Source organism: Microbacterium sp. NPDC079176, from assembly GCF_040686675.1.
In the GTDB taxonomy this organism is placed as follows: domain Bacteria; phylum Actinomycetota; class Actinomycetes; order Actinomycetales; family Microbacteriaceae; genus Microbacterium.
Genome location: NZ_JBFBLM010000002.1, coordinates 257,999 through 283,601, shown reverse-complemented (window position 1 = coordinate 283,601; position 25,603 = coordinate 257,999). Strand labels below are relative to the sequence as shown.

General features: G+C 67.5%; 26 protein-coding genes and 1 tRNA gene. 6 read left to right on the top strand and 21 right to left on the bottom strand.

The annotated features are described in order from the left end of the window. Positions 1 to 4: 4 nt before the first annotated feature. Positions 5 to 571 (top strand): peptide deformylase, encoded by a 567-nt coding sequence (def, locus tag AB0P11_RS05385; protein WP_072591388.1) that lies wholly within the window; start codon positions 5 to 7, stop codon positions 569 to 571. A gap of 122 nt (positions 572 to 693) precedes the next feature. Beyond that, positions 694 to 1,206, top strand: a complete 513-nt coding sequence (locus AB0P11_RS05380) for a septum formation family protein (protein WP_233277329.1) — start codon at positions 694 to 696, stop codon at positions 1,204 to 1,206. 147 nt (positions 1,207 to 1,353) lie between these two features. Here AB0P11_RS05380 and AB0P11_RS05375 read toward each other — a convergent pair. From AB0P11_RS05375 to dusB, 5 genes are all read right to left on the bottom strand, one after another. Further along, positions 1,354 to 1,429: transfer RNA gene (locus tag AB0P11_RS05375), tRNA-Asn, on the bottom strand. A gap of 96 nt (positions 1,430 to 1,525) precedes the next feature. Continuing rightward, positions 1,526 to 2,299, bottom strand: coding sequence for an ATP-binding cassette domain-containing protein (locus tag AB0P11_RS05370; protein ID WP_187249757.1), 774 nt, complete (start codon positions 2,297 to 2,299; stop codon positions 1,526 to 1,528). 36 nt (positions 2,300 to 2,335) lie between these two features. After that, positions 2,336 to 4,201: a DNA primase gene (dnaG, locus tag AB0P11_RS05365; protein WP_056278891.1), complete on the bottom strand. Its 1,866-nt coding sequence runs from the start codon at positions 4,199 to 4,201 to the stop codon at positions 2,336 to 2,338. After that, complete coding sequence (locus AB0P11_RS05360; protein WP_187249759.1) at positions 4,201 to 5,595, bottom strand: deoxyguanosinetriphosphate triphosphohydrolase; 1,395 nt, start codon at positions 5,593 to 5,595, stop codon at positions 4,201 to 4,203. The genes dnaG and AB0P11_RS05360 overlap by 1 nt, the downstream gene beginning before the upstream one ends. Then, a complete protein-coding gene (gene dusB, locus AB0P11_RS05355) occupies positions 5,585 to 6,739 on the bottom strand; it encodes a tRNA dihydrouridine synthase DusB (protein ID WP_053096491.1) in 1,155 nt (384 codons plus the stop codon). The genes AB0P11_RS05360 and dusB overlap by 11 nt, the downstream gene beginning before the upstream one ends. 59 nt (positions 6,740 to 6,798) lie before the next feature. Between dusB and AB0P11_RS05350 the strand changes: the two genes are divergently transcribed. Further along, complete coding sequence (locus tag AB0P11_RS05350; protein ID WP_053096494.1) at positions 6,799 to 7,293, top strand: glutathione peroxidase; 495 nt, start codon at positions 6,799 to 6,801, stop codon at positions 7,291 to 7,293. On the opposite strand, the gene AB0P11_RS05345 is transcribed toward AB0P11_RS05350, so the two are convergent. After that, a complete protein-coding gene (locus tag AB0P11_RS05345; protein WP_053096496.1) occupies positions 7,290 to 7,982 on the bottom strand; it encodes a DsbA family oxidoreductase in 693 nt (230 codons plus the stop codon). The two genes, AB0P11_RS05350 and AB0P11_RS05345, sit on opposite strands and share 4 nt — an antisense overlap. Before the next feature lie 53 nt (positions 7,983 to 8,035). Here AB0P11_RS05345 and AB0P11_RS05340 point away from each other — a divergent pair, with 53 nt between their 5' ends. Beyond that, positions 8,036 to 8,647: an AAA family ATPase gene (locus AB0P11_RS05340; protein ID WP_363520375.1), complete on the top strand. Its 612-nt coding sequence runs from the start codon at positions 8,036 to 8,038 to the stop codon at positions 8,645 to 8,647. Here the strand turns inward: AB0P11_RS05340 and AB0P11_RS05335 are convergent. Together AB0P11_RS05335 and recO are read right to left on the bottom strand one after the other, a co-directional pair. Next, entirely contained in the window at positions 8,587 to 9,390 is an 804-nt protein-coding gene (locus AB0P11_RS05335; protein WP_363520372.1) for an isoprenyl transferase, read from the bottom strand. The two genes, AB0P11_RS05340 and AB0P11_RS05335, sit on opposite strands and share 61 nt — an antisense overlap. Then, positions 9,387 to 10,133: a DNA repair protein RecO gene (gene recO / locus AB0P11_RS05330; protein ID WP_053096502.1), complete on the bottom strand. Its 747-nt coding sequence runs from the start codon at positions 10,131 to 10,133 to the stop codon at positions 9,387 to 9,389. The genes AB0P11_RS05335 and recO overlap by 4 nt, the downstream gene beginning before the upstream one ends. 34 nt (positions 10,134 to 10,167) lie before the next feature. Between recO and AB0P11_RS05325 the strand changes: the two genes are divergently transcribed. Then, the gene (locus tag AB0P11_RS05325) at positions 10,168 to 10,863 is read left to right on the top strand and encodes a TRIC cation channel family protein (RefSeq protein ID WP_053096504.1); all 696 of its coding nucleotides are present in this window, start codon (positions 10,168 to 10,170) and stop codon (positions 10,861 to 10,863) included. Positions 10,864 to 10,932: 69 nt separating this feature from the next. Here AB0P11_RS05325 and leuA read toward each other — a convergent pair whose 3' ends face one another. Further along, positions 10,933 to 12,687, bottom strand: a complete 1,755-nt coding sequence (gene leuA / locus AB0P11_RS05320; RefSeq protein WP_053096506.1) for a 2-isopropylmalate synthase — start codon at positions 12,685 to 12,687, stop codon at positions 10,933 to 10,935. A gap of 196 nt (positions 12,688 to 12,883) precedes the next feature. Between leuA and AB0P11_RS05315 the strand changes: the two genes are divergently transcribed. After that, entirely contained in the window at positions 12,884 to 13,522 is a 639-nt protein-coding gene (locus AB0P11_RS05315; protein ID WP_285363232.1) for a hypothetical protein, read from the top strand. On the opposite strand, the gene AB0P11_RS05310 is transcribed toward AB0P11_RS05315, so the two are convergent. The 12 genes from AB0P11_RS05310 to lepA all read right to left on the bottom strand — a co-directional run bounded on the left by AB0P11_RS05310 (position 13,519) and on the right by lepA (position 25,531). Continuing rightward, positions 13,519 to 14,469: an NADP-dependent oxidoreductase gene (locus tag AB0P11_RS05310; RefSeq protein WP_363520366.1), complete on the bottom strand. Its 951-nt coding sequence runs from the start codon at positions 14,467 to 14,469 to the stop codon at positions 13,519 to 13,521. The two genes, AB0P11_RS05315 and AB0P11_RS05310, sit on opposite strands and share 4 nt — an antisense overlap. Before the next feature lie 80 nt (positions 14,470 to 14,549). Then, positions 14,550 to 15,446, bottom strand: a complete 897-nt coding sequence (era, locus tag AB0P11_RS05305; RefSeq protein WP_053096511.1) for a GTPase Era — start codon at positions 15,444 to 15,446, stop codon at positions 14,550 to 14,552. Continuing rightward, complete coding sequence (locus tag AB0P11_RS05300) at positions 15,439 to 16,734, bottom strand: hemolysin family protein (protein WP_053096513.1); 1,296 nt, start codon at positions 16,732 to 16,734, stop codon at positions 15,439 to 15,441. Before AB0P11_RS05300 ends, era begins: the two co-directional genes overlap by 8 nt. Beyond that, complete coding sequence (gene ybeY, locus AB0P11_RS05295; protein ID WP_053096515.1) at positions 16,731 to 17,189, bottom strand: rRNA maturation RNase YbeY; 459 nt, start codon at positions 17,187 to 17,189, stop codon at positions 16,731 to 16,733. Before ybeY ends, AB0P11_RS05300 begins: the two co-directional genes overlap by 4 nt. 16 nt (positions 17,190 to 17,205) lie before the next feature. Next, positions 17,206 to 18,231 carry a PhoH family protein gene (locus AB0P11_RS05290; protein WP_230100781.1) on the bottom strand — a complete coding sequence of 342 codons (1,026 nt, stop codon included), beginning with the start codon at positions 18,229 to 18,231 and terminating at the stop codon, positions 17,206 to 17,208. Between the two features lie 61 nt (positions 18,232 to 18,292). Continuing rightward, a complete protein-coding gene (locus AB0P11_RS05285) occupies positions 18,293 to 18,640 on the bottom strand; it encodes an HIT domain-containing protein (protein ID WP_363520361.1) in 348 nt (115 codons plus the stop codon). Positions 18,641 to 18,684: 44 nt separating this feature from the next. Next, a complete protein-coding gene (locus AB0P11_RS05280) occupies positions 18,685 to 19,413 on the bottom strand; it encodes a 16S rRNA (uracil(1498)-N(3))-methyltransferase (RefSeq protein WP_363520358.1) in 729 nt (242 codons plus the stop codon). 14 nt (positions 19,414 to 19,427) lie between these two features. Further along, a complete protein-coding gene (dnaJ, locus tag AB0P11_RS05275) occupies positions 19,428 to 20,543 on the bottom strand; it encodes a molecular chaperone DnaJ (RefSeq protein ID WP_053096522.1) in 1,116 nt (371 codons plus the stop codon). A gap of 39 nt (positions 20,544 to 20,582) precedes the next feature. After that, complete coding sequence (gene hrcA / locus AB0P11_RS05270; protein WP_053096524.1) at positions 20,583 to 21,614, bottom strand: heat-inducible transcriptional repressor HrcA; 1,032 nt, start codon at positions 21,612 to 21,614, stop codon at positions 20,583 to 20,585. A gap of 106 nt (positions 21,615 to 21,720) precedes the next feature. Further along, the gene (gene hemW / locus AB0P11_RS05265) at positions 21,721 to 22,938 is read right to left on the bottom strand and encodes a radical SAM family heme chaperone HemW (RefSeq protein ID WP_363520354.1); all 1,218 of its coding nucleotides are present in this window, start codon (positions 22,936 to 22,938) and stop codon (positions 21,721 to 21,723) included. A 16-nt stretch (positions 22,939 to 22,954) separates the two neighbouring features. Then, positions 22,955 to 23,608: a DUF1990 family protein gene (locus tag AB0P11_RS05260; RefSeq protein WP_053096528.1), complete on the bottom strand. Its 654-nt coding sequence runs from the start codon at positions 23,606 to 23,608 to the stop codon at positions 22,955 to 22,957. Between the two features lie 69 nt (positions 23,609 to 23,677). Further along, positions 23,678 to 25,531 (bottom strand): translation elongation factor 4, encoded by a 1,854-nt coding sequence (lepA, locus tag AB0P11_RS05255; protein ID WP_053096530.1) that lies wholly within the window; start codon positions 25,529 to 25,531, stop codon positions 23,678 to 23,680. Positions 25,532 to 25,603: the final 72 nt, after the last annotated feature.

Sequence of the window (25,603 nt, the reverse complement as noted above, 5' to 3'; positions counted from 1 at the left end):
TGGCGTGGCTGTTCTTCCTATTCGCATCATGGGCGACCCCGTCCTGCACTCCCCCGCTTCCGTCGTCGAGGAGATCTCCGACGACATCCGCACGCTCGTCGCCGACATGTTCGAGACGATGGACAGGGCCCCGGGCGTCGGTCTCGCCGCACCCCAGGTCGGCGTGCCGCTGCGCATCTACACGTACGCGTACGTCGACGATGACGAGCAGCCGTGGCGTGGCGTGATCATCAACCCGGAGCTCTGGATGGTGCCGCTGGAGCCCGGCGAGCCGGACGACGAGCTGGAGTCCGAAGGCTGCCTCTCGTTCCCGGGTGAGCGATTCCCGCTGCGGCGCTCGGAGCGGGTGCGGGTCTCAGGCGTCGATCTCGACGGGGCGCCTGTGGAGATCGCGGTCGACGGCTGGCGCGCCCGCATCATGCAGCACGAGTTCGACCACCTCGACGGCATCCTCTACATCGACCGCCTCTCGGACGGCGACTGGAAGACCGTCCAGAAGATCGCGAAGAAGCGCGGGTGGGGCAAGCCCGGCGCGAGCTGGGTCCCCGGCATCGACGATCTGGAAGCCTGACCTTCCCTCCCAGCCCGCTCACAGTCTTCTCGGAGTTGCATCACAGACTCCGGCCCGGATACCGTGCTTGAGGTGGTATTTCAATATGCCACTCACCAAGAGGCTCTGGAGGGGACGAAATGATGAAGATGCGCACGCGACGCGCACTGGCGCTGGCAGGTTCTGCTGTGGCGCTGTCGGTCGCACTGACCGGCTGCAGCGCGCTGAACGGCATCCTGGGGGGCGGTTCGGGCGACGCCGACCGCGACGAGGACACCGGACAGGTGACCGAGAGCTCGAACATCGACATCTTCTCGCTGAAGCTCGGCGACTGCAAGATGGCGAGTGCAAGCGGTCTCATCGAGGACGCCGACGTCGTCCCGTGCGACCAGCCGCACGATGAAGAGGTCTACTACGAGATCACGATGGACGACGGCGAGTTCTCCGAGGAGAACATCGACGCCGCGTCGCAGGAGTGCATCGGCGACGCCTACACGAGCTTCGTCGGTGTCGCCTTCGAGGCCTCGGTGCTCGAGGTCTACCCGATCACGCCGACCCAGCAGACCTGGGACGAGCTGAACGACCGCGTCGTGCAGTGCGTGATCTCCGACCCCGCCGGCCAGACCACCGGGTCACTCAAGGGCGCAGCGCGCTGATCTCGCTCTGATCACCGAACGAGGCTCCGTCATTCGACGGGGCCTCGTTCGCGTCTCCGGAGGTCACCATCGAATGACTTCGAAGAGACAGTAGCGGGGACTCGCACCGCAGAAAGGGAAAAGCCCCTCCGAAGAGGGGCTTTTCATTGGCTCCCCGGCTTGGACTCGAACCAAGAACCTGCCGGTTAACAGCCGGCTGCTCTGCCAATTGAGCTACCGAGGAATGTGCTCCGCTGTGCGGGCAACTCGTCAATCCTAGCAAACTCCGGAGCGTGCTCGTGACACGGGCCGCAGGTCGGGCGTGTCGTCCGCGCCCCTGTCAGTGGCCCGAATCCGCCTCGGCGTTGGGCGCCCACAGCAGGTCCTTGCCGACACCGCGGGCGACCACGTGACCCCCGCGCAGCATCAGAGTCTCCGCATTCAGCTCACGGATGAAGTCGGCGTCGTTCGTCACCAGCAGCGCGCCCATCCCCTGCTCCTTGCGCCGACGGGTGATCGCGTCGAACACCACGGGCCGCACCTCGAGATCGAGGTTGGCGAGGATCTCGTCGGCGATGAGCACCCAGGGCTCGAGCACGAACGATCGCGCAATCGCCACACGCTGACGCATGCCTGCGCTCAACTCGTACGGGAACCTCGCGGCTGTTCCGAGAGGCAGGTGCAACTCGTCGAGCAGCGTCGCGACGCGGATGGAGAGCGCCTGGGTATTGACCCGCTTCTCGCGGATCAGGATCGGCTCTGAGATGATCTCGCTCACCGTGAGCTGGGGAGGGAGGTCGGCACCGGCGCCCTGCGGAACGAATCCCGTGCGGTAGGTCAGCAGGCGATGCTTGCGTCCCGGCCGGCGGATGTCGACTCCGCACACCTGAGCGCTGCCTCCGACGACCCGGACCGACGGATCCGTGGATCCTGCCAGCGCCGCGACGAGCGTCGACTTGCCCGAGCCGGTCGGGCCGGCGACGCAGATGAGCTCGCCCGGTGCGAGAGCGAAGCTCACCCCGTCGATCGCGCGGGTGGGGCCGCTGTGCCCGATTCGATCGATGACCAGATCAGAGCTGTCGATCGCGTTGGTCGATTCGGGCCGGGAGGACATTCCTCCATCCTGCCTTGCCGCGCCTGACAGCCGGCGTTACGACTCGGCGAACCGCTGACGCTCGACGTCGATGTCGCGAAGACGCATCCGCAGGGCGCGCCCGCCGTCCGAGTCCGCGGGAACCCGCTGCACGGCGCCGAGGAGCTCCTGCTTCTCGTGCTCGAGGATGCGCATGATGAGCCGCTTGGCGAGATCGGTCGTCGAGGCGACGGCGCCGTCTTCGTTGCGAGCCGGGAACGGCGTCATCAGCAGCTCGCCCGCGAGCGATCGGTAGGGTTCGCGCACCGAGTTCACGGCATCCGTCACCCAACCGGCGCGGGTGCGGTCAGCCGCGGCCGCGACGGCCTCGCGCACGGCGTCGAGCCCCGGCGTGCGGAACGGAGCGCTGAGGGCGCGGGTGAGCAGCGCCTGATCGATCTGGTGACCGTACTGCAGGGCGCCCATCAGCGCGTCGCGTTCGACCGCGACATCCGCGGTTCGCGGCAGGCTCGCAAGAGTGACCGGAGCCATGCCCGGCGCCACTGTGGCGGGGTCGATCGTGGTCTCGTGCCTGGCCGCCTCGTGCCGCGCGGACTGCGCTCCCCCACGTGCGGCACGTTCGACCTCGTTGCGCACCTCGGTCGGGTCCATGCCCAGCCTTCGCGCGAGCACCCGCTCGTATCCGGGTCGCAGCAGACGATCGCGAATCTCCGCCACGATCGGCGCTGCCGCGCGCAGCGCGCCCACCCGGCCCTCGACCGTCGAGAGGTCGAAGCCGCTGAGCTTCCTGTCGATCGCGAACTCGAACATCGGCTGCTTGGTCTCCATGAGGGAGCGCACGGCGGCATCACCGCGCTGCAGCCTGAGGTCGCACGGGTCGAGGCCGTCGGGCGCCACCGCCACGAACGTCTGCGCGTTGAAGCGATCGTCCTCGGTGAAGGCGCGAAGCGCGGCCTTCTGACCTGCCTCGTCGCCGTCGAAGGTGAAGACCACCTCTCCGGAGGCGTTGTCGTCGCCCATCACCCGGCGGAGCACCTTGATGTGATCGGTTCCGAACGCCGTGCCGCACGTCGCGATCGCGGTCGTGAGGCCGGCGAGGTGACACGCCATGACATCGGTGTATCCCTCGACCACCACGACCCGGCGGGGATCGCCCCGCGAGATGTCGCGCTTGGCGAGATCGAGGCCGTACAGGACCTGGGCCTTCTTGTAGATCGGCGTCTCAGGCGTGTTCAGGTACTTCGGCCCCTGGTCGTCGTCGAAGAGCTTGCGCGCACCGAACCCGATCGTCTGACCGGAGACGTCGCGGATCGGCCAGACGAGGCGGCCACGGAAGCGGTCGTAGACGCCGCGCTGACCTGTCGACACCAGACCGGCAGCACTCAGTTCCTCGCGCGTGAACCCCTGAGCCGTGAGGGCTTTCAACATCTTGTCCCACCCGCGCGGCGCGAAGCCGACGCCGAAGTGCGCGGCAGCACCGGCGTCGAAGCCGCGCTCCCCGAGGAACCGGCGTCCGGCCTCCGCATCGGCGGTGAGCAACTGGCCGCGGAAGTACTCGGCGGCAGCGGTGTTGGCCGCATAGAGACGACTGCGTCCGCTCGTCTCCGGTGCCGACCCGCCGTCTTCATAGTGCAGCGCGTAGCCGAGGCGGCCGGCCAGTCGCTCTACGGCCTCGGTGAAGCTGACGTGGTCCATCTCGCGCAGGAACGAGTAGACGTCACCCGATTCACCGCATCCGAAGCAGTGGTAGTAGCCGACCTGGGGCCGCACGTGGAAGCTGGGGCTCTTCTCGTCATGGAACGGGCACAAGCCCTTCAGCGAACCCACTCCGGCGGACTTGAGTGCGACGCGCTCCCCGACGATGTCGGCGATGTTCGTGCGGGCCTTGACCTCGTCGACGTCGGCCTGGCGGATGCGGGGCATCAGCCGACCCCTTCGATGACCGCCTGACGCGGCGTGTGCTGACGAGCACCCGGTCGCGCATGTCTCGGAGTCCAGATCCCGACCTCTGCAGGGTCGATCTCGCCGACGAGCCTGTTGTGCCAGTCGATCGCGCTCTGATCGGTGAGGCTCGCGATCTGATCGACGATCACGCGGGCGCGTTCGGCGTCGCTCGTCGCCGCGAGGAAGTCCGCCGAGAAGGCGGGCTCGAGCACGTCCGCGCCGGCAGACCACAGCGCGTCGGTCGACCAGAGGGCATCGGCCAGACGCTTCAGCACCCGCCGCTGCTCTTTGTACACGCCCTTGCGGGCATCGATCGTGACGATCGCCTGCCCCATGATGCCCTTGAGCACGGCGATCTCAGCCTCGATCACCCGCGGCACCACGACGTGAGCGTTGTAGCGCACGAGAGCGGGGCCGGAGTATGCCTCACGCGTCGCCGACACGGCTGCTCTCGCGAAGCGGCCGATGAAGTCGCTCGTCAGGTTCTTGAGCCGGGCGAGGTCATGCCGCGATCGGTCGAAGGACTGCAGCCACATCGGCTGGGAGGCGAGTCGATACAGGGCATCGGCGAGGTCGTCGCGGGTGAAGTCGTACCCGACCCACTGCTGGATGCGGTCGATGAGCGCCTCATGCTGACGCGGATCGGACAGCTGCGCGACATCGACGTAGCCGTTGACGATCGCATCCTCGAAGTCGTGCACCGAATAGGCGATGTCATCGGACAGATCCATGATCTCCGCCTCGATGCAACGTCGGCGTCCGGGGACTCCCTCGCGCAGCCACCGGAAGACCGCCTCGTCCTCGGGATACACGCCGAACTTGAGTCGACCTCCCGGGTCGGGCACGGGGCTGTCGGCGGTCCACGGGTACTTGCAGGTCGCGTCGAGGCTGGCTCGCGTCAGGTTGAGTCCGACAGAGCGGCCGTCGTCGTCGATCGCCTTGGCCTCGAGACGGCTCAGGATGCGCAGCGACTGCGCATTGCCTTCGAACCCGCCGATCGGCTCGGCCCACTCGTTGAGCGCACGCTCGCCGTTGTGCCCGAAGGGAGGGTGTCCGAGATCGTGACTGAGGCACGCGGTGTCGACCACATCGGCCGAGACTCCGAGTGCGGTGGCGAGTTCGCGGCCGACCTGGGCGACCTCGAGCGAGTGGGTCAGACGATTGCGGGCGAAATCGGCTGTGCTGGCCGGGCTGAGCACCTGGGTCTTCGCGGCCAGGCGACGCAGAGCCGCCGAGTGCAGCACGCGCGCACGGTCGCGGGCGAAGTCGTCTCGTTCGGATCGATGGGTCTCGGCGAAGAATCGCTCGGCATCGCGCGGGTCGTATCCGTCCGAGCGTCCGCGAGCCGGGTATGCCTGAGGATCAGCCGCCACTGTTCTCGATCTCCGCCCCTCGCATCATCTCTGAGGCCGATGCCGCGAGTTCCCGCGACTCCAGCCACTTGTCCGGCAGCGCCGGGCGTTTCGGGCGACCGGACCGACCGCGCTGTCCTTCGGCATCGGCGCCGGGGTACGGCGCCGAATGATCGAGCTGGCCGAGCAGCTCGTCGATCTCGGCGAGGCTGGATGCTGTCGCGAGCCCCGTCCGGATGTCGCCGCCGACCGGATAGCCCTTGAAGTACCACGCGACATGCTTGCGGACATCGCGGCATCCGCGGTCCTCATCCTCGAAGAACTCGACCAGCAGCTCGGCGTGGCGACGGAAGGCATCGGCCACGAACCCGAGGGTCGCGTCGACCGGATGCGATTCCGCGCCGAAGGCCGCCGCGAGCTCGCCGAAGAGCCAGGGACGACCGAGGCATCCACGTCCGACGACGACTCCGTCGCAGTCGGTCTGCTGCATCATGCGCACGGCGTCGTCGGCCGACCAGATGTCGCCGTTGCCGAGCACGGGGACGCTGGTGACAGCCTGCTTGAGCTCGCCGATCGCGTTCCAGTCCGCGAAGCCGGAGTAGAACTCGCTCGCCGTCCGCGCATGCAGCGCGATGGCCGAGACACCGGCGTCTTCGGCAGCGCGCCCGGCGTCGAGGAACGTGAGGTGGTCGGGATCGATGCCCTTGCGCATCTTGATGGTCAGGGGCACGTCGCCCGCCGCCTTGACCGCCTGGGTGACGATCTGCGAGAAGAGAGAGCTCTTCCACGGCAGCGCCGCTCCCCCGCCCTTGCGCGTGACCTTGGGGACCGGGCATCCGAAGTTCAGGTCGATGTGGTCGGCGTGGTCTTCGGCGACGATGATGCGGACGGCCTCGGAGATCGTGTGCGGGTCGACGCCGTAGAGCTGGATCGACCGCGGAGTCTCGGACTCGTGGTGGCGGATGAGTCGCATCGTGGTCTCGTTGCGCTCGACCAGCGCGCGCGAGGTGATCATCTCGCTCACGTAGAGCCCCGCACCGTATTCGCGGCACAGCCTGCGGAACGCGGTGTTCGTGATACCCGCCATGGGTGCGAGGACGACCGGCACGTCGAGGGCGATCGGACCGATGTTGAGGGTGCGAGCTGAGGCGGTGGCGAGAGTCATGTCCCCTCCATTCTCCCAGACACGGAGCCGGTCTCGGCGCATCGACCTAAGCTGTGAATATGACCGATCCCGCAGTCCGTTCCATCCCCTTCACAGACGCCGACGGCAACGAGAAGACACTCGATGATCTGGGTGCCGATGTCGTCCTCGTCGTGAACGTCGCCTCGAAGTGCGGCCTCACTCCGCAGTACGAGCAGCTCGAGGAGCTGCAGCGCCTGTACGGCGACCGCGGGTTCAGTGTCGTCGGGTTCCCCTGCAACCAGTTCTTCGGGCAGGAGCCGGGATCGGTCGATCAGATCCTCGAGTTCTGCTCGACCACGTACGGTGTGACCTTCCCGATCAACGACAAGGTGAAGGTCAACGGCAAGAACGCCACCGATCTCTACAAGACGCTCAAGGAGACCCCGGATGCCGGCGGCAAGGCGGGTCGCGTCGAGTGGAACTTCGAGAAGTTCCTGGTGCTTCCCGACGGAGAGGTCGTCCGCTTCCGTCCGAAGCAGAAGCCGAACGACCCCGAGATCGTCGGCGCGATCGAAGCCGCGCTGACCCGCTAGACCGCGGCCGTCTCGGCTTCCGGCTCGGTCTCACCGCGCTTGGCCCAGAGGTCACGCAGGACGTTCTCGAACGCTGCGGGCGGCTGCGCTCCGCTGATTCCGTACTGACCGTCGATCACGAAGAACGGCACGCCCTGGATCCCATAGGCCTGGGCCTGCGCCTGGTCCTGGCGGACGTCGGCGAGGTGACGAGCGGACACCAGCGCTTCTCTCGTGTCGTCCGGGTTCAGTCCGACCTCGACCGCGAGTTCGACCAGGTCGTCGATACGGCCGACGTGCTTGCCCTCGGTGAAGTACGCGGACATGAGCCGCTCCTCCATCGCGTGCTGCACACCCTGCGCCTTCGCGAAGTGAAGGAGCTCGTGCGCCTTCACGGTGTTGGTGTGCTGAAGGAGGTCGAAGCGGTACGCGAGCCCGGCGTTCTCGGCAACTCCGGTGACGTGCGACAGCATCTGCTCGACCTGGTCGCGCGGCATCCCCTTGTGACCGGCGAGGAAGTCGATCTCATCCCCGTCGAAGTCGACCGGGGTGTCGGGCGAGAGCTCGAACGAATGGAAGGTGATGTTCACCTGCGGCGCATCGTCGTCGCCGGAGACGGCTTCGAGACCCTTCTCGAGGTTGCGCTTGCCGATGTAGCACCACGGGCAGGCGATGTCGGACCAGATGTCGATCGAGATGGCTTCACTCACATTGACATCCAACCGTATGCACCTATGGGCTATTCCGTCGTTAGGATTCTCAGATGCTCTCCGCCGACGATCCGCTGCCGCTTCGGCCGGAGAGAGTGCTGATCGCCGGTGTCACAGGATCGGGCAAGACGACGCTCGCACGACGCATCGCCGACCTCTGGGATCTGCGTCACGTCGAGATCGACGGACTCTTCCACGGTGAGAACTGGACTCCACGGCCGTCCTTCCTCGACGACGTCCGCGCCTTCGCTGCGGAGGACCGCTGGGTCACCGAGTGGCAGTACACGAGCAAGGGAACCGATGAGATCCTCGCTCCTCGTGCGAAGGTCGTGATCTGGCTGGACTACCCGTATCGCGTGGTCCGGGCACGTCTGCTGCGGCGCACGCTCGGGCGCAGCATCCTTCGCACCCGCATGTGGAACGGCAACGTCGAGAAGCCGATCTGGCGGATGTTCTCGGGAGATCCCGAGGAGAACATCATCGCCTGGCAGACGCTAACGCTGCACAAGTGGACCGAGCGGATGCCCGACGTCGTGAGCGAGCAGCCCCATCTTCTCATCGTCCGGCTGCGCCACCCGCGAGAGACGGAACGGTGGCTGCGGGCTCAGGCGGAAGCGTCAGGGATGTCGATCGCCCCGCCGAAACGACGGTCGCGGGACAGGTAGACCCCGATCGCGCGCCAGAGCTCCTCGCGAGAGAAATCGGGCCAGAGCGTGTCGAGGAACACCATCTCGGCATACGCCGCCTGCCAGAGCAGGAAGTTCGAGGTGCGCTGCTCGCCGGAGCTGCGCAGGAACAGGTCGACGTCGGGCATGTCCGGCACGTAGAGGTTGCGACGGATCATCTTCTCGGTGATCGCGTTCGGCTTCACCCGTCCCGCCGCGACATCGGCGGCGATCGCGCGCATCGCGTCGACCAACTCGATACGCCCGCCGTAGTTCACGCACATGGTGAGGGTGAGCACGTCATTGTTCTTCGTGAGCTGCTCCGCGTACTGCAGCTCTTTGATCACGCTGCCCCACAGCCGGGGCTTGCGTCCAGCCCATCGCACGCGCACGCCCCACTCGTTGAGCTGATCACGTCGACGGTGCAGCACGTCGCGGTTGTACCCCATGAGAAAGCGCACCTCCTCGGGAGACCGGGCCCAGTTCTCAGTCGAGAACGCATAGACGGAGAGATGCTTGACCCCTGCCTGGATCGCACCGGCGACGACGTCGAGGAGCACCTCCTCCCCCGCCTTGTGCCCCTCGACGCGGTTCAGTCCGCGGCGGTTCGCCCAGCGGCCGTTGCCGTCCATGACGATGGCGACGTGCTTGGGCACCGCTCGGAACGCCGGCGGGTGGACGCCCGTCCAGTCGAGCGGACGATAGGCGACGGCATCCTTGTGGGTGTAGGGCTTGGGGCTCACCGTGCTCCTTCTCGAGGGATGTCGGCCACGAGGTGGGCCAGCGAGCGGATGCCGCGCTCCAGGTGCCACTGCGCATAGGCAGCGACGAGGCCTGATGCCGCGGCGTTGTCCGCGTGAGGCGCGGCATCGATCGCCTCCCACTCTCCGGTCATGAGGGATCGCAGCAGCGACAGGGTCTTCTCTGCCACCTTCGGACTTCCGGCCGGCGCGCAGTTCACGCATACGGCGCCTCCGAGCTGACCGACGAAGTGCGCGTGCGGGCCGGGGGCGGCGCATCGTGCGCAGTCGCCGAGAGACGGCGCCCATCCCGACAGCGCCATCACGCGCAGAAGGTAGGAGTCGAGGATGCTCCTGGGTGAATGCTCGCCCCGCGAGAGCGCACGCAGCCCGCCCACCAGCAGCAGGTACTGCTCGGGCGTCGCCTCGGAGTCGCTCAGCCGATCGGCGGTCTCGACCATCGCGTTCGCCGATGTGAACCGGTCGTAGTGGGCCGCGATGTCGGAACCGTAGGAGCCGAGCGACTCCGCCTGCTGCACGATGTCGAGCGAACGTCCCTGATACAGCTGCACGTCGGCCACCATGAACGGCTCGAGGCGCGACCCGAACTTCGACGACGTGCGCCGGACGCCCTTGGCCACCGCACGGATCTTGCCGTGCTGACGCGACAGCATGGTGACGATGCGATCCGCCTCACCCAGCTTGTGGGTGCGCAGGATCACCGCTTCGTCTCGGTAGGTGGGCACCGTTCGATTATCCTCCGTGCGGGAGAATAGAGGCGTGACCGAACCGCTCTTCACCATTCCGCTCTGGGCGGACCTCCTCGGCGTCGGCCTCGGCGGCGTGCAGGGCGCGATGTTCGCGTCGGGGTTCCAGGGGCAGCGACGACTCGACTGGCTCGGCGTCGCGATCATCGGCATCATGATCGGCATGGGCGGCGGTCTCATCCGCGACATCCTGCTCGGTCAGACTCCGGCCACGCTGCAGAGCAACTGGTACCTGCTCACGGCCACCGGCGCCTCGCTGCTCGGGATGCTGCTCGCGGGACTCTTCAACCGTCTCAACACCGTCATCGTGGTGCTCGACGCCGTGGTGATCGGCATGTTCGGCGCGTTCGGCACGAGCAAGGCGATCGCCTTCGGCATCCCTCCCGTTCCCGCGGTGTTCATCGGCGTCTGCGCAGCGGTCGGCGGCGGCGTGCTGCGCGACATGCTGATGGGCCTGCCGACCTCGATCATGCATGTCGGCTCGCTCTACGCCGTCGCCGCCGGTGCCGGCTGCGTCTTCATCGCCACCGCGAACGGACTCGGGATGTCGATCACGCTCGCCGCCGTGCTCGGCATCGTCGTCACCGCGGTGATCCGAGTGCTCGCCGTGAGCTTCGACGTCTCGCTTCCGGAGCAACGTCGCCTGTATCGCCGCAAGGTCGCCGCGGAGACCGGAGTGATCCAGGTCGTCAAGCCGAGCCCTGAGTGACCGATCCTCGGCACGGGGCAGACGTAACGCCCCCGCGGTCGATGACCGCGGGGGCGTTCTCGTCGACCCTCAGACCGCTGCCAGCTCCAGCTGGCGCGTGCGGATCGAGCGGTTGACTCCCGAGACGATCGCCTTGAGGGATGCCGTCGAGATGTCTCCGTCGATGCCGACGCCCCACAGGCGCTGATCGCCGACCTGCAGCTCGACATACGCCGCAGCCTGTGCGTCGCCACCTGCACTGAGTGCGTGCTCGACGTAGTCGTAGAGAGTGATGTCGAAGCCCTGACCGCGCAGCACCTCGATGAACGCGGCGATCGGTCCGTTGCCGTTACCGGCGACGGACACCTGCTGATCGTCGTCGCGCAGTGTCACGTCGAGCACCACGTCACCCGACATGTCGCTGCGGGTCTGCGTCGAGAGCAGCTCGAACCGCCCCCACTTGGCCTCGGTGTCGGTGGCGGGCAGGTACTCGTCGTTGAAGATCGACCAGATCTGCTCGCTCGTGACCTCGCCGCCCTCGGCGTCGGTCTTGTTCTGGACGACGCCCGAGAACTCGATCTGCAGCTTGCGCGGCAGGTCGATCGCGTGGTCCGCCTTGAGCAGATAGGCGACGCCGCCCTTGCCGGACTGCGAGTTCACACGGATCACGGCCTCATAGGAGCGTCCGAGATCCTTCGGATCGACCGGCAGGTAGGGGACGGCCCATTCGATGTCGTCGACCGTGACGCCCTCAGCCTCGGCACGGGCAGCCATCGCCTCGAAGCCCTTCTTGATCGCATCCTGGTGCGACCCGCTGAACGCGGTGAAGACCAGGTCGCCCGCCCACGGCGACCGCTCGGGCACCGGCAGCTGGTTGCAGTACTCGACCGTGCGCTTGACCTGGTCGATGTCGCTGAAGTCGATCTGCGGATCGATGCCCTGCGTGAAGAGGTTGATGCCCAGCGCCACGATGTCGACGTTTCCGGTGCGCTCGCCGTTGCCGAACAGGCAGCCCTCGATGCGGTCGGCCCCGGCCATGTAGCCGAGCTCGGCCGCCGCGATCGCCGTGCCACGGTCGTTGTGCGGGTGCAGCGACAGGATCACGTTCTCGCGGTGCGCCAGGTTGCGGCTCATCCACTCGATCGAGTCGGCGTAGACGTTCGGCGAGGCCATCTCGACGGTCGCCGGCAGGTTGACGATGACCTTGCGGTCGGGGGTGGGCTCGAAGACCTCGATCACCTGGTTGCAGACGTCGACGGCGAACTCGAGCTCGGTTCCCGTGTAGCTCTCGGGCGAGTACTCGTAGTAGACCTTCGTGTCGGGGATGGTCTTCTCGTACTGACGGCAGAGCCGAGCACCCTCCAGCGCGATGTCGATGATGCCCTGCTTGTCAGTGCGGAAGACGACCTCGCGCTGCAGCACGCTGGTCGAGTTGTAGAGGTGCACGATCGCCTGCTTGGCCCCGGAGATCGACTCGTACGTGCGGGCGATCAGATGCTCGCGCGCCTGAGTCAGCACCTGGATGGTGACGTCATCCGGGATCAGGTTCTCTTCGATGAGCTGACGGACGAAGTCGAAATCGGTCTGGCTCGCCGAGGGGAATCCGACCTCGATCTCCTTGTACCCCATGCTGACGAGGAGTTCGAACATGACGCGCTTGCGCTCGGGCGACATCGGGTCGATGAGCGCCTGATTGCCGTCGCGGAGGTCGACTGCGCACCAACGGGGCGCCTCGGTGATGCGGGCGTCCGGCCAGGTGCGGTCGGGCAGGTTGACCGTGATCTGCTCGTGGTACGGCCGATACTTGTGGATCGGCATCGCAGACGGGCGCTGAGTGTTCTGCATGATGGGGCTTCTTCTCTTCGTCAGAATTGTGAACGGGCCAACACAAGCGCCGCGACGAGGAAGGCCCTAGCTTTAGGACTCGTCGCGGCAGCTAAGAAGAAGCAGACCGCCGAAAGGCATGCGGCCATGGTAGCAGGGATGCCGATCCGCTCCGAGCCGCCGTGAGACGATCACGCGTCACGAGACACTGTCAGGCATGAGCACATCGCACAGCCGCATGCTTCTCGCCGCCGTCGCCGTCATCGGGATGTGCGGCCTCGCCGCCTGCTCGTCCGGTTCCGGAGCTGCATCCGCGCCGACGAGTTCGGCCTCACCGACCTGGGATGCCGCGAGCGTCCCACCGCCGGAAGGACGGGTGATCGGCACCGGCACGGTGCTCGATGTGGACGGTGAGCCTCGGCTCTGCCTCGGAATCGTCGCCGAGTCGTATCCACCGCAGTGCTCGGGCCTTCCCCTCGACGGCTGGACCTGGGACGGGGTAGACGGGAGCGAATCCAGCGGCGACACCACGTGGGGAACCTACGCGGTGTACGGAACCTTCGACGGCGAGCGATACGCGGTCACCGATCCTCCGATCATGCTCGCCCTGTACGACCCTGTCCGACCGGAGGATCCCACGGGCGGTGTCCCAGGCGCGAGCTCCGAGGCTGAGCTGGCGCAGGTGTCCGACGAGCTGTCGAATGCCGTGGGACGCGATGCGCTCACCCTGTGGACCGAACGCGGCTATGTCTGGATGCAGGTCGTGTGGGACGACGGGTCGGTGCAGAACGCGATGGATGCGGCCTACGGCGATGGGGTGGTGGTCGTGACCTCGGCGCTGCGCGAGATCGATTAGGACGACGGGATCAGAGCGAGCTTTCCGCCGGGGTGCCCTTCGGCGAGCAGAGCGAGTGCCGCCGGAGCCTCCTCCAGGGCGAACGTCCGCGCCACGGGAACGATCAGATCTCCGTTCTGAGCGAGAGCGATCAGTTCCCCGCGCACCTCGTCCCGGAATCGGGCGCTGACGGGCATCGAACCGGCGATCACCCGGATGCCGTCGGAGGCGGCCCTGCCCATCGCTGCGATCGTGACGATGCGCTGGCGGTCTGCGACCAGCTCGAGGGACACGTCCACGGCCTCGTCCGTGCCCACCGCGTCGAGGGCTGCCGAGACGCCCGCCTCGCCCGCGGCCCCCCGGACCCGATCCGCCAGGCCGGCCCCGTATCGCACGGGGAATCCCCCGAGACGACGGACGACGTCGAACCGCTCGGCGCTCGCGGTGCCGATCACTCGGATCCCCCGCAGCGCGGCCTGCTGCAGCACGCTCACTCCCACCGCTCCCGACGCGCCGTGCAGGAGGATCGTCTCCCCCGGTGCCGCGCCGGTCACCCAGAGCATCTCAGCGGCCGTGGTGCCGGCGAGCAGCAGATTCGCGGCTTCCGCGTGCGTGAGTGTGGTCGGCTTCGCGAAGGCCTTCTCGGCAGGCACGGTCAGCTCGGTCGCGTATCCCCCGCGCACGCGGAAGGCGACGACCTCGTCCCCTTCTTTCGCCTCCCCCGAGCCGATCCGCGTGTCGGGTCCGATCGCGCTGATCGTGCCCGAGACCTCGTAGCCGATCGGCACAGGCAGCTGCACGCCCTGGTGAGCAGACGCGACGTGCTTGGCGTCCGCGGGATTCACCCCGGCGGCCTCCACGCGGATCGTCACCTCACCGCGGCCGGGAGACGGCACCTCGTAGTCGACGAACTCCCATGTCTCAGGCGCGCCCCACGACGATGCGATCCAGTGCTGTGCGAGTGTCATATCGCGACCCTACCCCTGCGGGAGAGTCCTGCGGCCGTGCCGCTGGAGCACCGGATCCTCGCCGCCTCTCGTGTCGAGGGTCAGAAGCCGAGGCGGCCGAGCTGCTTCGGGTCGCGCTGCCATTCCTTCGCGACCTTCACATGGAGGCCCAGGAACACCCTCGTGCCGAGAAGCTCTTCGATCCCGACACGGGCCCGGCGTCCGACATCGGCCAGACGCTTGCCCTTGTGGCCGATGATGATCGCCTTCTGGCTGTCACGCTCCACAACGATGGATGCATGCACATCGGTCAGGTCGGTTCCCTCACGCGGGGCGATGTCGTCGATCACGACCGCGATCGAGTGGGGAAGCTCGTCGCGGACCCCGTCGAGCGCGGCCTCGCGGATCATCTCGGCGATCCGGTCCTCTTCCGACTCATCGGTCGTGACACCCTCGCCGTACAGAGCCGGTCCCTCGGGCATCAGTGCGAGCACCTCGTCGGCGAGCACCTCCAGCTGGTCGTTCGTGAGCGCGGAGATCGGGATCACCGCGTCCCAGTCCTCGCGCAGCGCGTCGACCTCCATCAGTCGCTCGGTGATCTGGTCGCGACTGGCCGCGTCCGTCTTCGTGACGATGGCGATCTTCTTGGCACGACGGTATCCGTCGAGGGATGTCGCGATGCGGCGGTCGCCGGGCCCGACCTTCTCGGTCGCCGGCACGCAGAAGCCGATCACATCGACGTCGCCGAGCACCTGTTCGACGAGGTCGTTCAGGCGCTCGCCGAGGAGCGTACGGGGCTTGTGGATGCCGGGGGTGTCGACGATGACGAGCTGCCCCTGCGGACGGTTCACGATCCCGCGGATCGCCCGCCGCGTCGTCTGCGGCTTCTCACTGGTGATCGCGATCTTCTCGCCCACCAGCGCATTCGTGAGAGTGGACTTCCCGACGTTCGGTCGTCCCACGAAGGTCACGAACCCGCTCCGCGTCTGCTCAGTCATCGTTTCCGTCTCTCTCATCTGCGGCATGACCCGCGTCGTCTGCCGCTCGTTCCACGAAGACGGTCGCGATCCCGCGCCCTCGTCCTCGAGACGCGCCGCCGGTGAGGGTCAATCCCTCGACCGTCGCTGTGGATCCCGGTTGCGGGACCTGTCCGAGTGCCTTGCCCAGCAGACCGCCGATGGAATCGACGTCCTCGTCCTCGAGCTCGAGGCCGAACAGATCGCCGACGTCCTCCAGCGAGAGTCGGGAGCTCACGCGATAGCGTCCGTCGCCGAGTTCGACGACCTCTGCCGATACCTGATCGTACTCGTCGGAGATCTCGCCCACGAGTTCCTCGATGAGGTCCTCCAGGGTCACGAGCCCCGAGATGCCGCCGTGCTCGTCGATCACGAGGCACACGTGCACGGCATCCCGCTTCATCTGCTGCAGGAGGGTCTCGGCGCGCATGGACTCCGGCACGAAGGTCGCGGGTCGCGAGATCGGACGGATGGATGCGGTTCGCCAGGCGTTCTCGTCGCGGAAGGCGAACAGCACCAGGTCCTTCAGATAGAGCACTCCGACCACGTCATCGGCGTCGTCGTCGACCACAGGCATTCGGGAGACGCCCCGCTGCAGGAACAGCGTCATCGCCTCGCTCGTGGTCGCCGTCGCATCGACCGTCACCATCTCGGTGCGCGGCACCATCACCGCACGCACGAACTGGTCGGTGAAGTCGAATACGGAGTGGATGAGGTCGCGGTCGTCAGCCTCGATCAGATCGTTCGAGGCGGCCTCGTCGACCATGCTCAGCAGCTGCTCCTCGGACGTGAACGAGCTGCGTCCCCGCCCGGGGGTCACCCGGTTGCCGAGCACCACGAGTCCGTGAGCGAGTGGCCCCAGGATGATGCGCAGCCCGCGGACGATGCGTGCGTTGGCCCGGAGCATGCCCTCGGCGTGGTGCCGCCCGAAGGATCGAGGGCTCGCCCCCACCAGCACGAAGCTGATACCCGTCATGAGCAGCGCTGCGGCCAGCATCGCCCACCAGATGTTGTCGAACAGGATGCTGAACGCCACCGTGACGAGCACCGCGGCCGCCGTCTCGGCGAGCACGCGGATGAATGCGACGGCGTTGACGTGTGCGTCAGGGTCGGCGGCGATGCGCACCAGCTGGGGGCCGTTGCGCCCCTCCGCGCCCATCTCCTCGATGTCCGACCGGGACGTGACGCCGAAGGCGGCGTCGATCGCCGCCATCAGGCCGCCGAAGGCGACGAGCAGGACAGCGCCTGCGAGCAGGAGGGCCGCGGTCATCGTCGACGTTCAGCCGCGGCGAAGCCCTGGATGAGCTCCTTCTGCAGTCCGAACATCTCGCGCTCCTCGTCGGGCTCGGCGTGATCGAAGCCGAGGAGGTGCAGCAGACCGTGGGTGGTGAGCAGGATCAGCTCGTCCATCAGGGTGTGGCCGGCGGCCTGGGCCTGAGCCTCGGCGACCTGAGGACACAGCACGATGTCTCCCAGCAGCCCCGGGGCCGTGGGGCGATCCTCGGTGCCCGGGCGCAGCTCGTCCATCGGGAAGCTGAGCACGTCGGTCGGACCGGGCTCATCCATCCACTGCACGTGGAGGGCCTCCATGGCAGCCTCGTCGACGAGCACGATCGCGACCTCGGCGTCCGGGCTGACATGCATCTGCGCGAGGTTGAAGTCGGTCAGGCGCTGCAGCACGGTCTCGTCGACGTCGATGGCCGACTCGTTGTTGATCTCGATCATTGCTGTGCTCGTTTCATCAGGAGAGGCCTCGTTTCGGCATCCGGTCTCGGGGTCCTGGTCGCTGTGCGCCCCGCCGGTCGGCACGGTTGGCGAACTCCGCCGCCTGCTCGCGCTCGTAGCGCTGGGCGGTGCGCCGCTCGTCATACTCGCTGTAGGCGTCGACGATCCGTCCGACCAGCGAGTGACGCACCACGTCGTCGCTCGTGAGCCGCGCGAAATGGATGTCGTCGATGCCGTCGAGCACGCGGGTGACGAGCCGGAGTCCCGAGGATCCCTGCGGGAGATCGACCTGGGTGATGTCACCGGTGACGACCATTTTCGACCCGAAGCCGAGACGCGTGAGGAACATCTTCATCTGCTCGGGAGTCGTGTTCTGCGCTTCGTCGAGCACCACGAACGAGTCGTTGAGCGTGCGGCCGCGCATGTAGGCGAGAGGGGCGACCTCGATCGTGCCCGTCGCCATCAGACGAGGGACGATCTCGGGGTCCATCATCTCGTTCAGCGCGTCATAGAGCGGGCGGAGGTACGGGTCGATCTTGTCGGTGAGCGTGCCGGGCAGGAATCCGAGCCGCTCTCCGGCCTCGACCGCGGGGCGGGTGAGGATGATGCGGGTGACCTCTTTGCGCTGCAGGGCCTGGACGGCCTTGGCCATCGCGAGGTAGGTCTTTCCGGTACCGGCCGGGCCGATGCCGAAGACGATCGTGTTCTCCTCGATCGCGTCGACGTACTCCTTCTGCCCCAGCGTCTTGGGACGGATGACCTTGCCCCTGGTCGACAGGATCGCCTCTCCGAGTACCTCGCTCGGGCGAGGGCCGCCGTCGTTGCGCAGCAGGCGGGCCGAGCTCGTCACGTCGCTCGGGGCGAGGTCGTGGCCTGCCTTGGTCATGGTCATCAGCTCGTCGACCAGGGTCTTCGCCTTCGCGACTGCCTCCGGCGCGCCGGTGAGCGTGATCTCGTTGCCGCGCACGAGCACCTGGACGTCGCGGTGCTCCTTCTCCAGCATCCGGAGCAGTCGATCCTGCGGACCGAGGAGCTGCACCATGGCGACGCCGTCGGCGTAGATCTTCTCGACGGCGGTGTCGGATGCGGTCAGGTCGTTTTCGTCAGAAGCCAACGAGCTTGCTCTCCTCGATGTTGCCGAGCACATGGGCGTGCACGTGGAAGACGGACTGGGCGGCGCTGGCGCCGTTGTTGAAGATGAGGCGGTATTCGCCGTTCGCATGCTCGGAGGCGAGCTGCTTCGCAGCCGCGACGATCTCCGCGAGCAGACCGGGGTCGCCCTCGGCGAGCTCCGTGACGTCGCGGTAGTCCTCGGTCTTGGGGATCACGAGCGCGTGCAGCAGTGCCTGCGGGTTGATGTCCCGGATCGCGAACACGCGGCCGGTGTCGAGCAGGATCTCACCCGGGATGTCGCCGTTGAGGATGCGCGTGAAGATCGAGGGCTCGGACATGCTCCCAGTCTACTGACCGCAGCACTGCCGGGTCCGTAGCCTGATCACCAGCGGCTGAGTGCGACCGACAGCACGGCGATCGCAGCCGGGCCCGCCGTGGACGTGCGCAGCACGGTGTCTCCGAGCAGCACACGCTCGGCGCCGGCATCCGACAGCTTCGAGAGCTCGTCGTCGGAGATACCGCCCTCGGGCCCGACGACGAGGACGATGTCCCTGCCGTCCGGCTCGAGCTCGGACAACCGCACGGGGGCGGTCGGGTCGAGAAGCAGCACCCGCTGAGATGCGGCGCGTCTCGCGAGGTCGACGGTCGACGCCGGAGGCGCCACCTCCGGGACCCACGCCCGGTGAGCCTGCTTCGCCGCCTCGCGGACGATCGTCGCCCACCGCTCGCGCCCCTTGACGGCCTTGGGACCATCCCATCGGGACACGCTTCGACTCGCCTGCCACGGCACGATCTCATCGACGCCGAGCTCGCATGCCGCCTGCACGGCGAGCTCGTCGCGATCGCCCTTCGCGAGAGCCTGCACGAGCACGATGCGAGGGCTGGGCGCGGGGTCGACCGATCGCTCGGCCACGCGCACGTCGACGCGGGACGGAGACACCTCTTCGGCGACGCCGGTCAGCCACACCCCCGAGCCGTCGCCGACCGTCACCGCCTCGCCGACGCGGAGCCGTCGGACGACGGCGGCGTGCTTCGCCTCGGCGCCGGTGAGCGACACGAGGTCGCCGACCGCGGCATCCGAGGAGTTCTCGACGAGGAAGTGGAGTGCCATGAGCGCCGTCCGGATCAGTGCGAACGGAAGCGGTCGCGGAGCTTCGAGAACAGCCCCTGCTGGAACTGCGCCAGCTGCGGGCCCGGTGCCTTGGTCTTCTTCGCGAAGTCCTCGATGAGCGCGCGCTGCGCGGAGTCGAGCCGGGTCGGAGTGACCACCTGCACGCCGACGCGGAGGTCGCCGCGCTGGTTGCCCCGCAGCGGCGTGATGCCGCGGCCCTTGATCGTCAGCACGTCGCCGGACTGGACGCCCGAGCGGATCTCGAGATCGACCTCGCCGTCGAGACCCTGGATCGTGGTCTCGGTGCCGAGGATCGCATCCGGCATCGACACCTCCAGCGTCGCCAGCAGGTCGTCGCCGTCGCGGCTGAAAGACGGGTGCGGGTTCACGGTGACCTCGACGTACAGGTCGCCGTTCGGGCCACCCGCCTTGCCGACCTCGCCAGAGCCCGGCAGCTGCAGGCGCAGCCCGGTCTCGACGCCGGCGGGGATGTCGAGCGAGACGGTGCGACGCGAGCGCACCCGCCCCTGGCCGCCGCAGGTGCCGCACGGATACGGGATCGTCGTGCCGTAGCCCTCGCAGGTGCCGCAGGGCTGAGAGGTCACGACGTTGCCGAGCAGGCTCCGCACCTGACGCTGAACGTGGCCGGAGCCGCCGCAGATGTCACAGGTGACGGGCGACGTGCCCTCCTGGCAGCACGAGCCGTTGCACGTCTCGCACAGCACGGCCGTGTCGACCTCGATGTCGCGGTGCGCACCGAAGACGACGTCGCCGAGATCGAGGGTCACCCGGACGAGGGCGTCCTGTCCACGTTCGCGGCGTGACCGCGGACGCGCGCCCCTTCCACCGCCTTGGCCCGCGCCGAAGAAGGTCTCGAAGATGTCACCGAAGCCGCCGAAGCCCTGGAAGTTGCCGGCGGCGCCGTCTCCGCCGCCCATGTCGTAGCGGCGACGGGAATCGTCGTCGCTCAGGACGTCGTATGCATGCGTGACGAGCTTGAACTGCTCGGCCGCGTCCTCACCCGGATTCACATCGGGGTGGAGCTGACGAGCGAGGCGTCGGTACGCCTTCTTGATCTCGTCGGTGGAGGCGTCACGAGAGACGCCGAGTACCTCGTAGTGGTCTGCCACAATGGCCCTTCTGCGTGTGCTGTTCTCTGGGCGGCCGCGTCAGCGGGCCGCCTCGTCTTCGTCGAGCATCCGAGACAGATAGCGGGCCACGGCCCGCGCCGCCGCGAGATTGCTCGGATAGTCCATGCGCGTCGGCCCCATCACGCCGACTCGCGCCGTGCCGCTGGGGGCGGCGTAGTTGCTGGCCACGATCGATGCCTCGCCGAGGCCGAAGGACGCGTTCTCGGTGCCGATGCTGGCGGCGAGACCGTGGGAGTCCGCCTCCATCTCGCTCATCAGCCGCAGCAGCGTCACCTGCTCCTCGATCGCCTCGAGCAGAGGGTGGATGCTGCCGCGGAAGTCCTGCTCGCGTCGAGCCAGAGTCGCTGCTCCGGCCATCACCAGGCGCTCCTGACGGAAGGCGCCGAGCTCGTCGATGACGATCGTCGCGAGAGCGCGCAGTACGACGTCATGACTGTGTGCGTCGTCCGCGAGAAGCGCTTGCAGCCGCTCAGCGGCGTCGCTCACCGCCCGGCCCGTGATCAGGGCGGAGAGGCGAGCACGCAGCAGCGCCATGTCGGCGTCGTCGACGTCGACGGGCAGCGGGGCGATGCGCTGCGAGACGCCGCCCGCGTCGGTGACGAGCACGATGAGCAGACGATTCGGCGCCAGCGCCACGAGTTCGAGATGCGTCAGATGCGCGCGCGCGAATGACGGGTACTGCGCCAGCGCGACCTGCCCCGTGAGCTGCGTGAGCACTCGGACCGTGCGCACCATCAGGTCGTCGAGGTCGGAGGGAGCGGTGAGGAAGGACTCGATGGCCGTGCGCTGCGCGACCGACAGCGGCCGCAGCTGGGCGAGATGATCCACGAACACGCGGTAGCCCTTGTCGGTGGGAACGCGACCGGAGGAGGTGTGCGGGGCGGCGATCAGCTCTTCGTCTTCGAGCAGTGCCATGTCGTTGCGGATCGTCGCCGCGGACACGCCGAAGGAGTAGCGGTCGACGATCGATCGGCTGCCGACGGGTTCATGGGTCTCGACGTAGTCCTGCACGATCGCGCGGAGAACCTGGAGGCCTCTTTCGCTGACCATCGCAACTCCCTCCCTCTTGGCACTCACTGGCTACGAGTGCCAATTCTACCCGCCGACGCCGACCACGTGCTGATCCGGCACGATGTCCGGACTCAGCGGTCGCCGATCAGTCGGTGAGCTCACGCACGACGGCATCGGCGAGCAGGCGCCCCCGCAGTGTGAGCTGCACGCGTCCGCGAACGGCAGCGGCCGGGTCGACGAGCCCATCCGCGATCAGACCCGCGACGCGTGTCCTCTTGTCCGCGGCGAGGTCGCTGACGGCGATGCCCTCGCGGATGCGACTCAGCAGCAGGATGCGCTCGAGCGTCGTCGACTGCTCGTCCGGCCGCTCCGTGCCGGCGGCGGGAGACTCCGCTGCGGCGAGCCGCTGTGCATACGCGGCCGGATGCTTGACGTTCCACCACCGCAGGCCGGCGACGTGACTGTGCGCGCCGGGACCGAATCCCCACCAGTCGCTCCCCCGCCAGTAGGCGAGATTGTGCCGCGAACGCTGCTCGGGCGAGCGAGACCAGTTGCTGATCTCGTACCAGTCGAAGCCCGCCGCTGCGAGACGCGCATCGGCGAGCTCGTACATGTCGGCCTGCAGGTCGTCGTCCGGCGCCGGGACCTCGCCTCGGCGGATCTGTCGCGCGAGCTTCGTGCCGTCCTCGATGATCAGCGCGTACGCCGAGATGTGGTCCGACTCGAGTGCGAGCGCCGCATCGAGCGACGCCTCCCAATCACCGATCGACTCACCGGGGGCGCCGTAGATGAGGTCCACGCTCACGGCGAGGCCAGCGTCCTTCGCCGCGGCGACCGCTGTCGTCACGTTCTCGGGGCGATGAGTGCGGTCGAGAGCGGCGAGCACATGCGGCACTGCCGACTGCATGCCGATCGACAGCCGCGTGACGCCGGCATCCGCGAGGGTCCGCGCGACCTCGGGCGTCACCGTGTCGGGGTTCGCCTCGACCGTGATCTCGGCGCCGTCGACGAGGCCGAACGCGTCGGTCGCCGCACCGAGCATCCGGGCGAGATCCCCCGCGGGCAGGAGAGTCGGCGTGCCGCCGCCGAGGAACACGGTGTCCATCGGGCGCAGCGCGCCCGCATCCGCGAGAACGCGCCTCGCCAGGGCGATCTCGGTGATGAGCGTCGAGGCGTAGTCCTCCTGCTTCGCGCCGCGGAGCTCTCCCGAGGTGTAGGTGTTGAAGTCGCAGTAGCCGCACCGCACCCGGCAGAAGGGGACGTGCAGATATGCGGAGAAGGGCACGGAGGAATCGATCGGCAGATCGGAGGGCAGATGTCCGTCTGCCGGTGCCGGATCGCCGAGTGGAAGCGGACCGGCCATCAGAGAGGTGCGACCATCAGACCGGAGTCGCGTACAGCGGCGAGATCGCCCGCAGATAGCGTGCGAACAGTTCCCGGCGACGGCGCTTCACCAGCGGCGGGACGACGCGGTAGAGCAGGGAGTTCGGCGCGTCGAAGGCACGGACGGAGAACCACACCTCGTCGTTGTCCTCACGCCAGTCGATGTCGAAGGACTCCTCACCGCGCACCACCGAGCCTCCGACCGTGCCCAGCACGAATCCGATCCGGCGCTTCTCCTCGGTCACGGAGATCACGCGCAGCTCGGCATCCGCCCGCATGCCGGCAACCCGCCCATGCAGACGCAACGTCATGCCCGGGCCGGCGAACGGGGTGCCTTCCGCGTCGAAGCGCTGTTCGACGTCGTTCTTGCTCGGTGCGATCGGAGTGCCCTCGGCGTCGAAGCTGACACCGGCGTAGGCGGGACCGGGCGCGGGACGCACATCCTCGATGCTGAGGCCCGCCGCGCGCTGCGCGGTCCAGGTCAGCAGCGCTTCGCCCGCGGACTGGAAGCGGTCATGACCGCTGCCGATCCGCCAGGAGTTCTCCGCCGGGATGCTGCGCTCCGGCGGGTACTGCATCAGATCGGGCGCGTGGGTCGCACCCACGGCCGCATAGTCAACCGTGTCGTCTCGGAAAGTCCCGCGCCGCATGCGTTCCAGCCTACTTCCCGTTCCCTGGACGATCACCCTCCACGCCGGGAACAGCCCGGCCCGAAGGTCCTACTTCTTGTCCTTGCCCTCGACGTCGCCGGAGAGCGCTGCGATGAACGCCTCCTGCGGCACTTCGACACGACCGACCATCTTCATGCGCTTCTTGCCCTCTTTCTGCTTCTCGAGGAGCTTGCGCTTGCGGCTGATGTCACCGCCGTAGCATTTGGCGAGCACGTCCTTGCGCAGCGCCCTGATCGTCTCGCGGGCGATGATCCTGGCGCCGATGGCGGCCTGGATCGGCACCTCGAAGTTCTGGCGAGGGATCAGCTTGCGCAGTCGCTCCGTCATCAGCGTGCCGTAGGCGTAGGCCTTGTCGCGGTGCACGATCGAGCTGAACGCGTCGACCTTGTCACCCTGCAGCAGGATGTCGACCTTGACCAGGTCCGCCTCCTGCTGTCCGGCGGGTTCGTAGTCGAGCGAGGCATAGCCCTGGGTCTTGGACTTGAGCTGGTCGAAGAAGTCGAAGACGATCTCACCGAGCGGCATCATGTAGCGGAGCTCCACGCGCTCCTCGGAGAAGTACTCCATGCCCAGCAGCGCTCCGCGACGAGACTGGCAGAGCTCCATGACCGTGCCCACGTAGTCCTTGGGCAGCAGGATCGCGGTCTTCACCATCGGCTCCGACACCGAGCCGATGCGACCGTCGGGGTACTCGCTCGGGTTCGTCACCGTCACGGTCTCGCCCGTGTCGCTCGTGAGCACCTCGTAGATCACGCTGGGTGCGGTGGTGATGAGGTCGAGGCCGAATTCTCGCTCGAGACGCTCGGTGATGATCTCGAGATGCAGGAGTCCCAGGAACCCGCAGCGGAAGCCGAAACCGAGGGCGACCGAGGTCTCAGGCTCGTACTGCAGCGAGGCGTCGGAGAGCTTGAGCTTGTCGAGCGCCTCCCGGAGCTCCGCGTAATCGCTGCCGTCGATCGGGTAGATCCCCGAGAAGACCATCGGCTTCGGGTCGGTGTAGCCCGGCAGAGCCTGGGTCGAGGGCCTGCGTGCCGTCGTGATCGTGTCACCGACCTTCGACAGACGGACGTCCTTCACACCGGTGATGAGGTAGCCGACCTCGCCGACGCCGAGCCCCTTGGACGGCACCGGTTCGGGGCTCGACACGCCGACCTCGAGCGCTTCGTGGTTGGCACCCGTCGACATCATCTGAATGCGCTCGCGGGGCGACAGGCTGCCGTCCACCATGCGGACGTAGGTGACGACCCCGCGGTAGGCGTCGTAGACGGAGTCGAAGATCATGGCGCGGGCCGGAGCATCGGCGTCTCCGACGGGTGCGGGGATCTCCTTGACCAGTCGGTCGAGCAGCTCCTCGACGCCGACACCGGTCTTGCCCGAGACACGGAGCACGTCCTCGGGCTTGCCGCCGATGAGCGATGCCAGCTCCTTGGCGTACTTGTCGGGGTCGGCCGCCGGCAGGTCGATCTTGTTCAGCACCGGGATGATGTGCAGGTCGTTCTCGAGCGCGAGGTAGAGGTTCGCCAGAGTCTGGGCCTCGATGCCCTGGGCGGCGTCGACGAGCAGGATCGCGCCCTCGCAGGCGGCGAGAGACCGGGACACCTCGTAGGTGAAGTCGACGTGCCCCGGGGTGTCGATCATGTTGAGCGCGAAGGTCTCGCCGTCGATCTCCCACGGCATCCGCACGGCCTGGCTCTTGATGGTGATGCCGCGCTCACGCTCGATGTCCATGCGGTCGAGGTACTGCGCGCGCATGTCGCGATCCGAGACCACGCCGGTGATCTGGAGCATGCGGTCGGCGAGGGTCGACTTGCCGTGGTCGATGTGCGCGATGATGCAGAAGTTGCGGATCTGCGCCGAAGGCGTCGCGGCAGGCTGAAGCGGAGTGAGAGCGCGTGGTGACATGTCCTGACGATTCTACGGTGAGGCGAGGCTTATGCCCGCTTCGTGCGATCCGGTGATATTCTGCCGAGGTTG

Coding starts and splice junctions, on each gene's coding strand:
- AB0P11_RS05380 (WP_233277329.1), top strand. CDS start 694: ATGAAGATGCGCACGCGACGCGCACTGGCGCTGGCAGGTTCTGCTGTG.
- AB0P11_RS05370 (WP_187249757.1), bottom strand. CDS start 2,299: ATGTCCTCCCGGCCCGAATCGACCAACGCGATCGACAGCTCTGATCTG.
- dnaG (WP_056278891.1), bottom strand. CDS start 4,201: ATGCCCCGCATCCGCCAGGCCGACGTCGACGAGGTCAAGGCCCGCACG.
- dusB (WP_053096491.1), bottom strand. CDS start 6,739: ATGACTCTCGCCACCGCCTCAGCTCGCACCCTCAACATCGGTCCGATC.
- AB0P11_RS05350 (WP_053096494.1), top strand. CDS start 6,799: ATGACCGATCCCGCAGTCCGTTCCATCCCCTTCACAGACGCCGACGGC.
- AB0P11_RS05340 (WP_363520375.1), top strand. CDS start 8,036: ATGCTCTCCGCCGACGATCCGCTGCCGCTTCGGCCGGAGAGAGTGCTG.
- leuA (WP_053096506.1), bottom strand. CDS start 12,687: ATGCAGAACACTCAGCGCCCGTCTGCGATGCCGATCCACAAGTATCGG.
- AB0P11_RS05315 (WP_285363232.1), top strand. CDS start 12,884: ATGAGCACATCGCACAGCCGCATGCTTCTCGCCGCCGTCGCCGTCATC.
- AB0P11_RS05310 (WP_363520366.1), bottom strand. CDS start 14,469: ATGACACTCGCACAGCACTGGATCGCATCGTCGTGGGGCGCGCCTGAG.
- era (WP_053096511.1), bottom strand. CDS start 15,446: ATGACTGAGCAGACGCGGAGCGGGTTCGTGACCTTCGTGGGACGACCG.
- AB0P11_RS05300 (WP_053096513.1), bottom strand. CDS start 16,734: ATGACCGCGGCCCTCCTGCTCGCAGGCGCTGTCCTGCTCGTCGCCTTC.
- ybeY (WP_053096515.1), bottom strand. CDS start 17,189: ATGATCGAGATCAACAACGAGTCGGCCATCGACGTCGACGAGACCGTG.
- AB0P11_RS05290 (WP_230100781.1), bottom strand. CDS start 18,231: ATGGTGCAGCTCCTCGGTCCGCAGGATCGACTGCTCCGGATGCTGGAG.
- AB0P11_RS05285 (WP_363520361.1), bottom strand. CDS start 18,640: ATGTCCGAGCCCTCGATCTTCACGCGCATCCTCAACGGCGACATCCCG.
- AB0P11_RS05280 (WP_363520358.1), bottom strand. CDS start 19,413: ATGGCACTCCACTTCCTCGTCGAGAACTCCTCGGATGCCGCGGTCGGC.
- hrcA (WP_053096524.1), bottom strand. CDS start 21,614: ATGGTCAGCGAAAGAGGCCTCCAGGTTCTCCGCGCGATCGTGCAGGAC.
- hemW (WP_363520354.1), bottom strand. CDS start 22,938: ATGGCCGGTCCGCTTCCACTCGGCGATCCGGCACCGGCAGACGGACAT.
- AB0P11_RS05260 (WP_053096528.1), bottom strand. CDS start 23,608: ATGCGGCGCGGGACTTTCCGAGACGACACGGTTGACTATGCGGCCGTG.
- lepA (WP_053096530.1), bottom strand. CDS start 25,531: ATGTCACCACGCGCTCTCACTCCGCTTCAGCCTGCCGCGACGCCTTCG.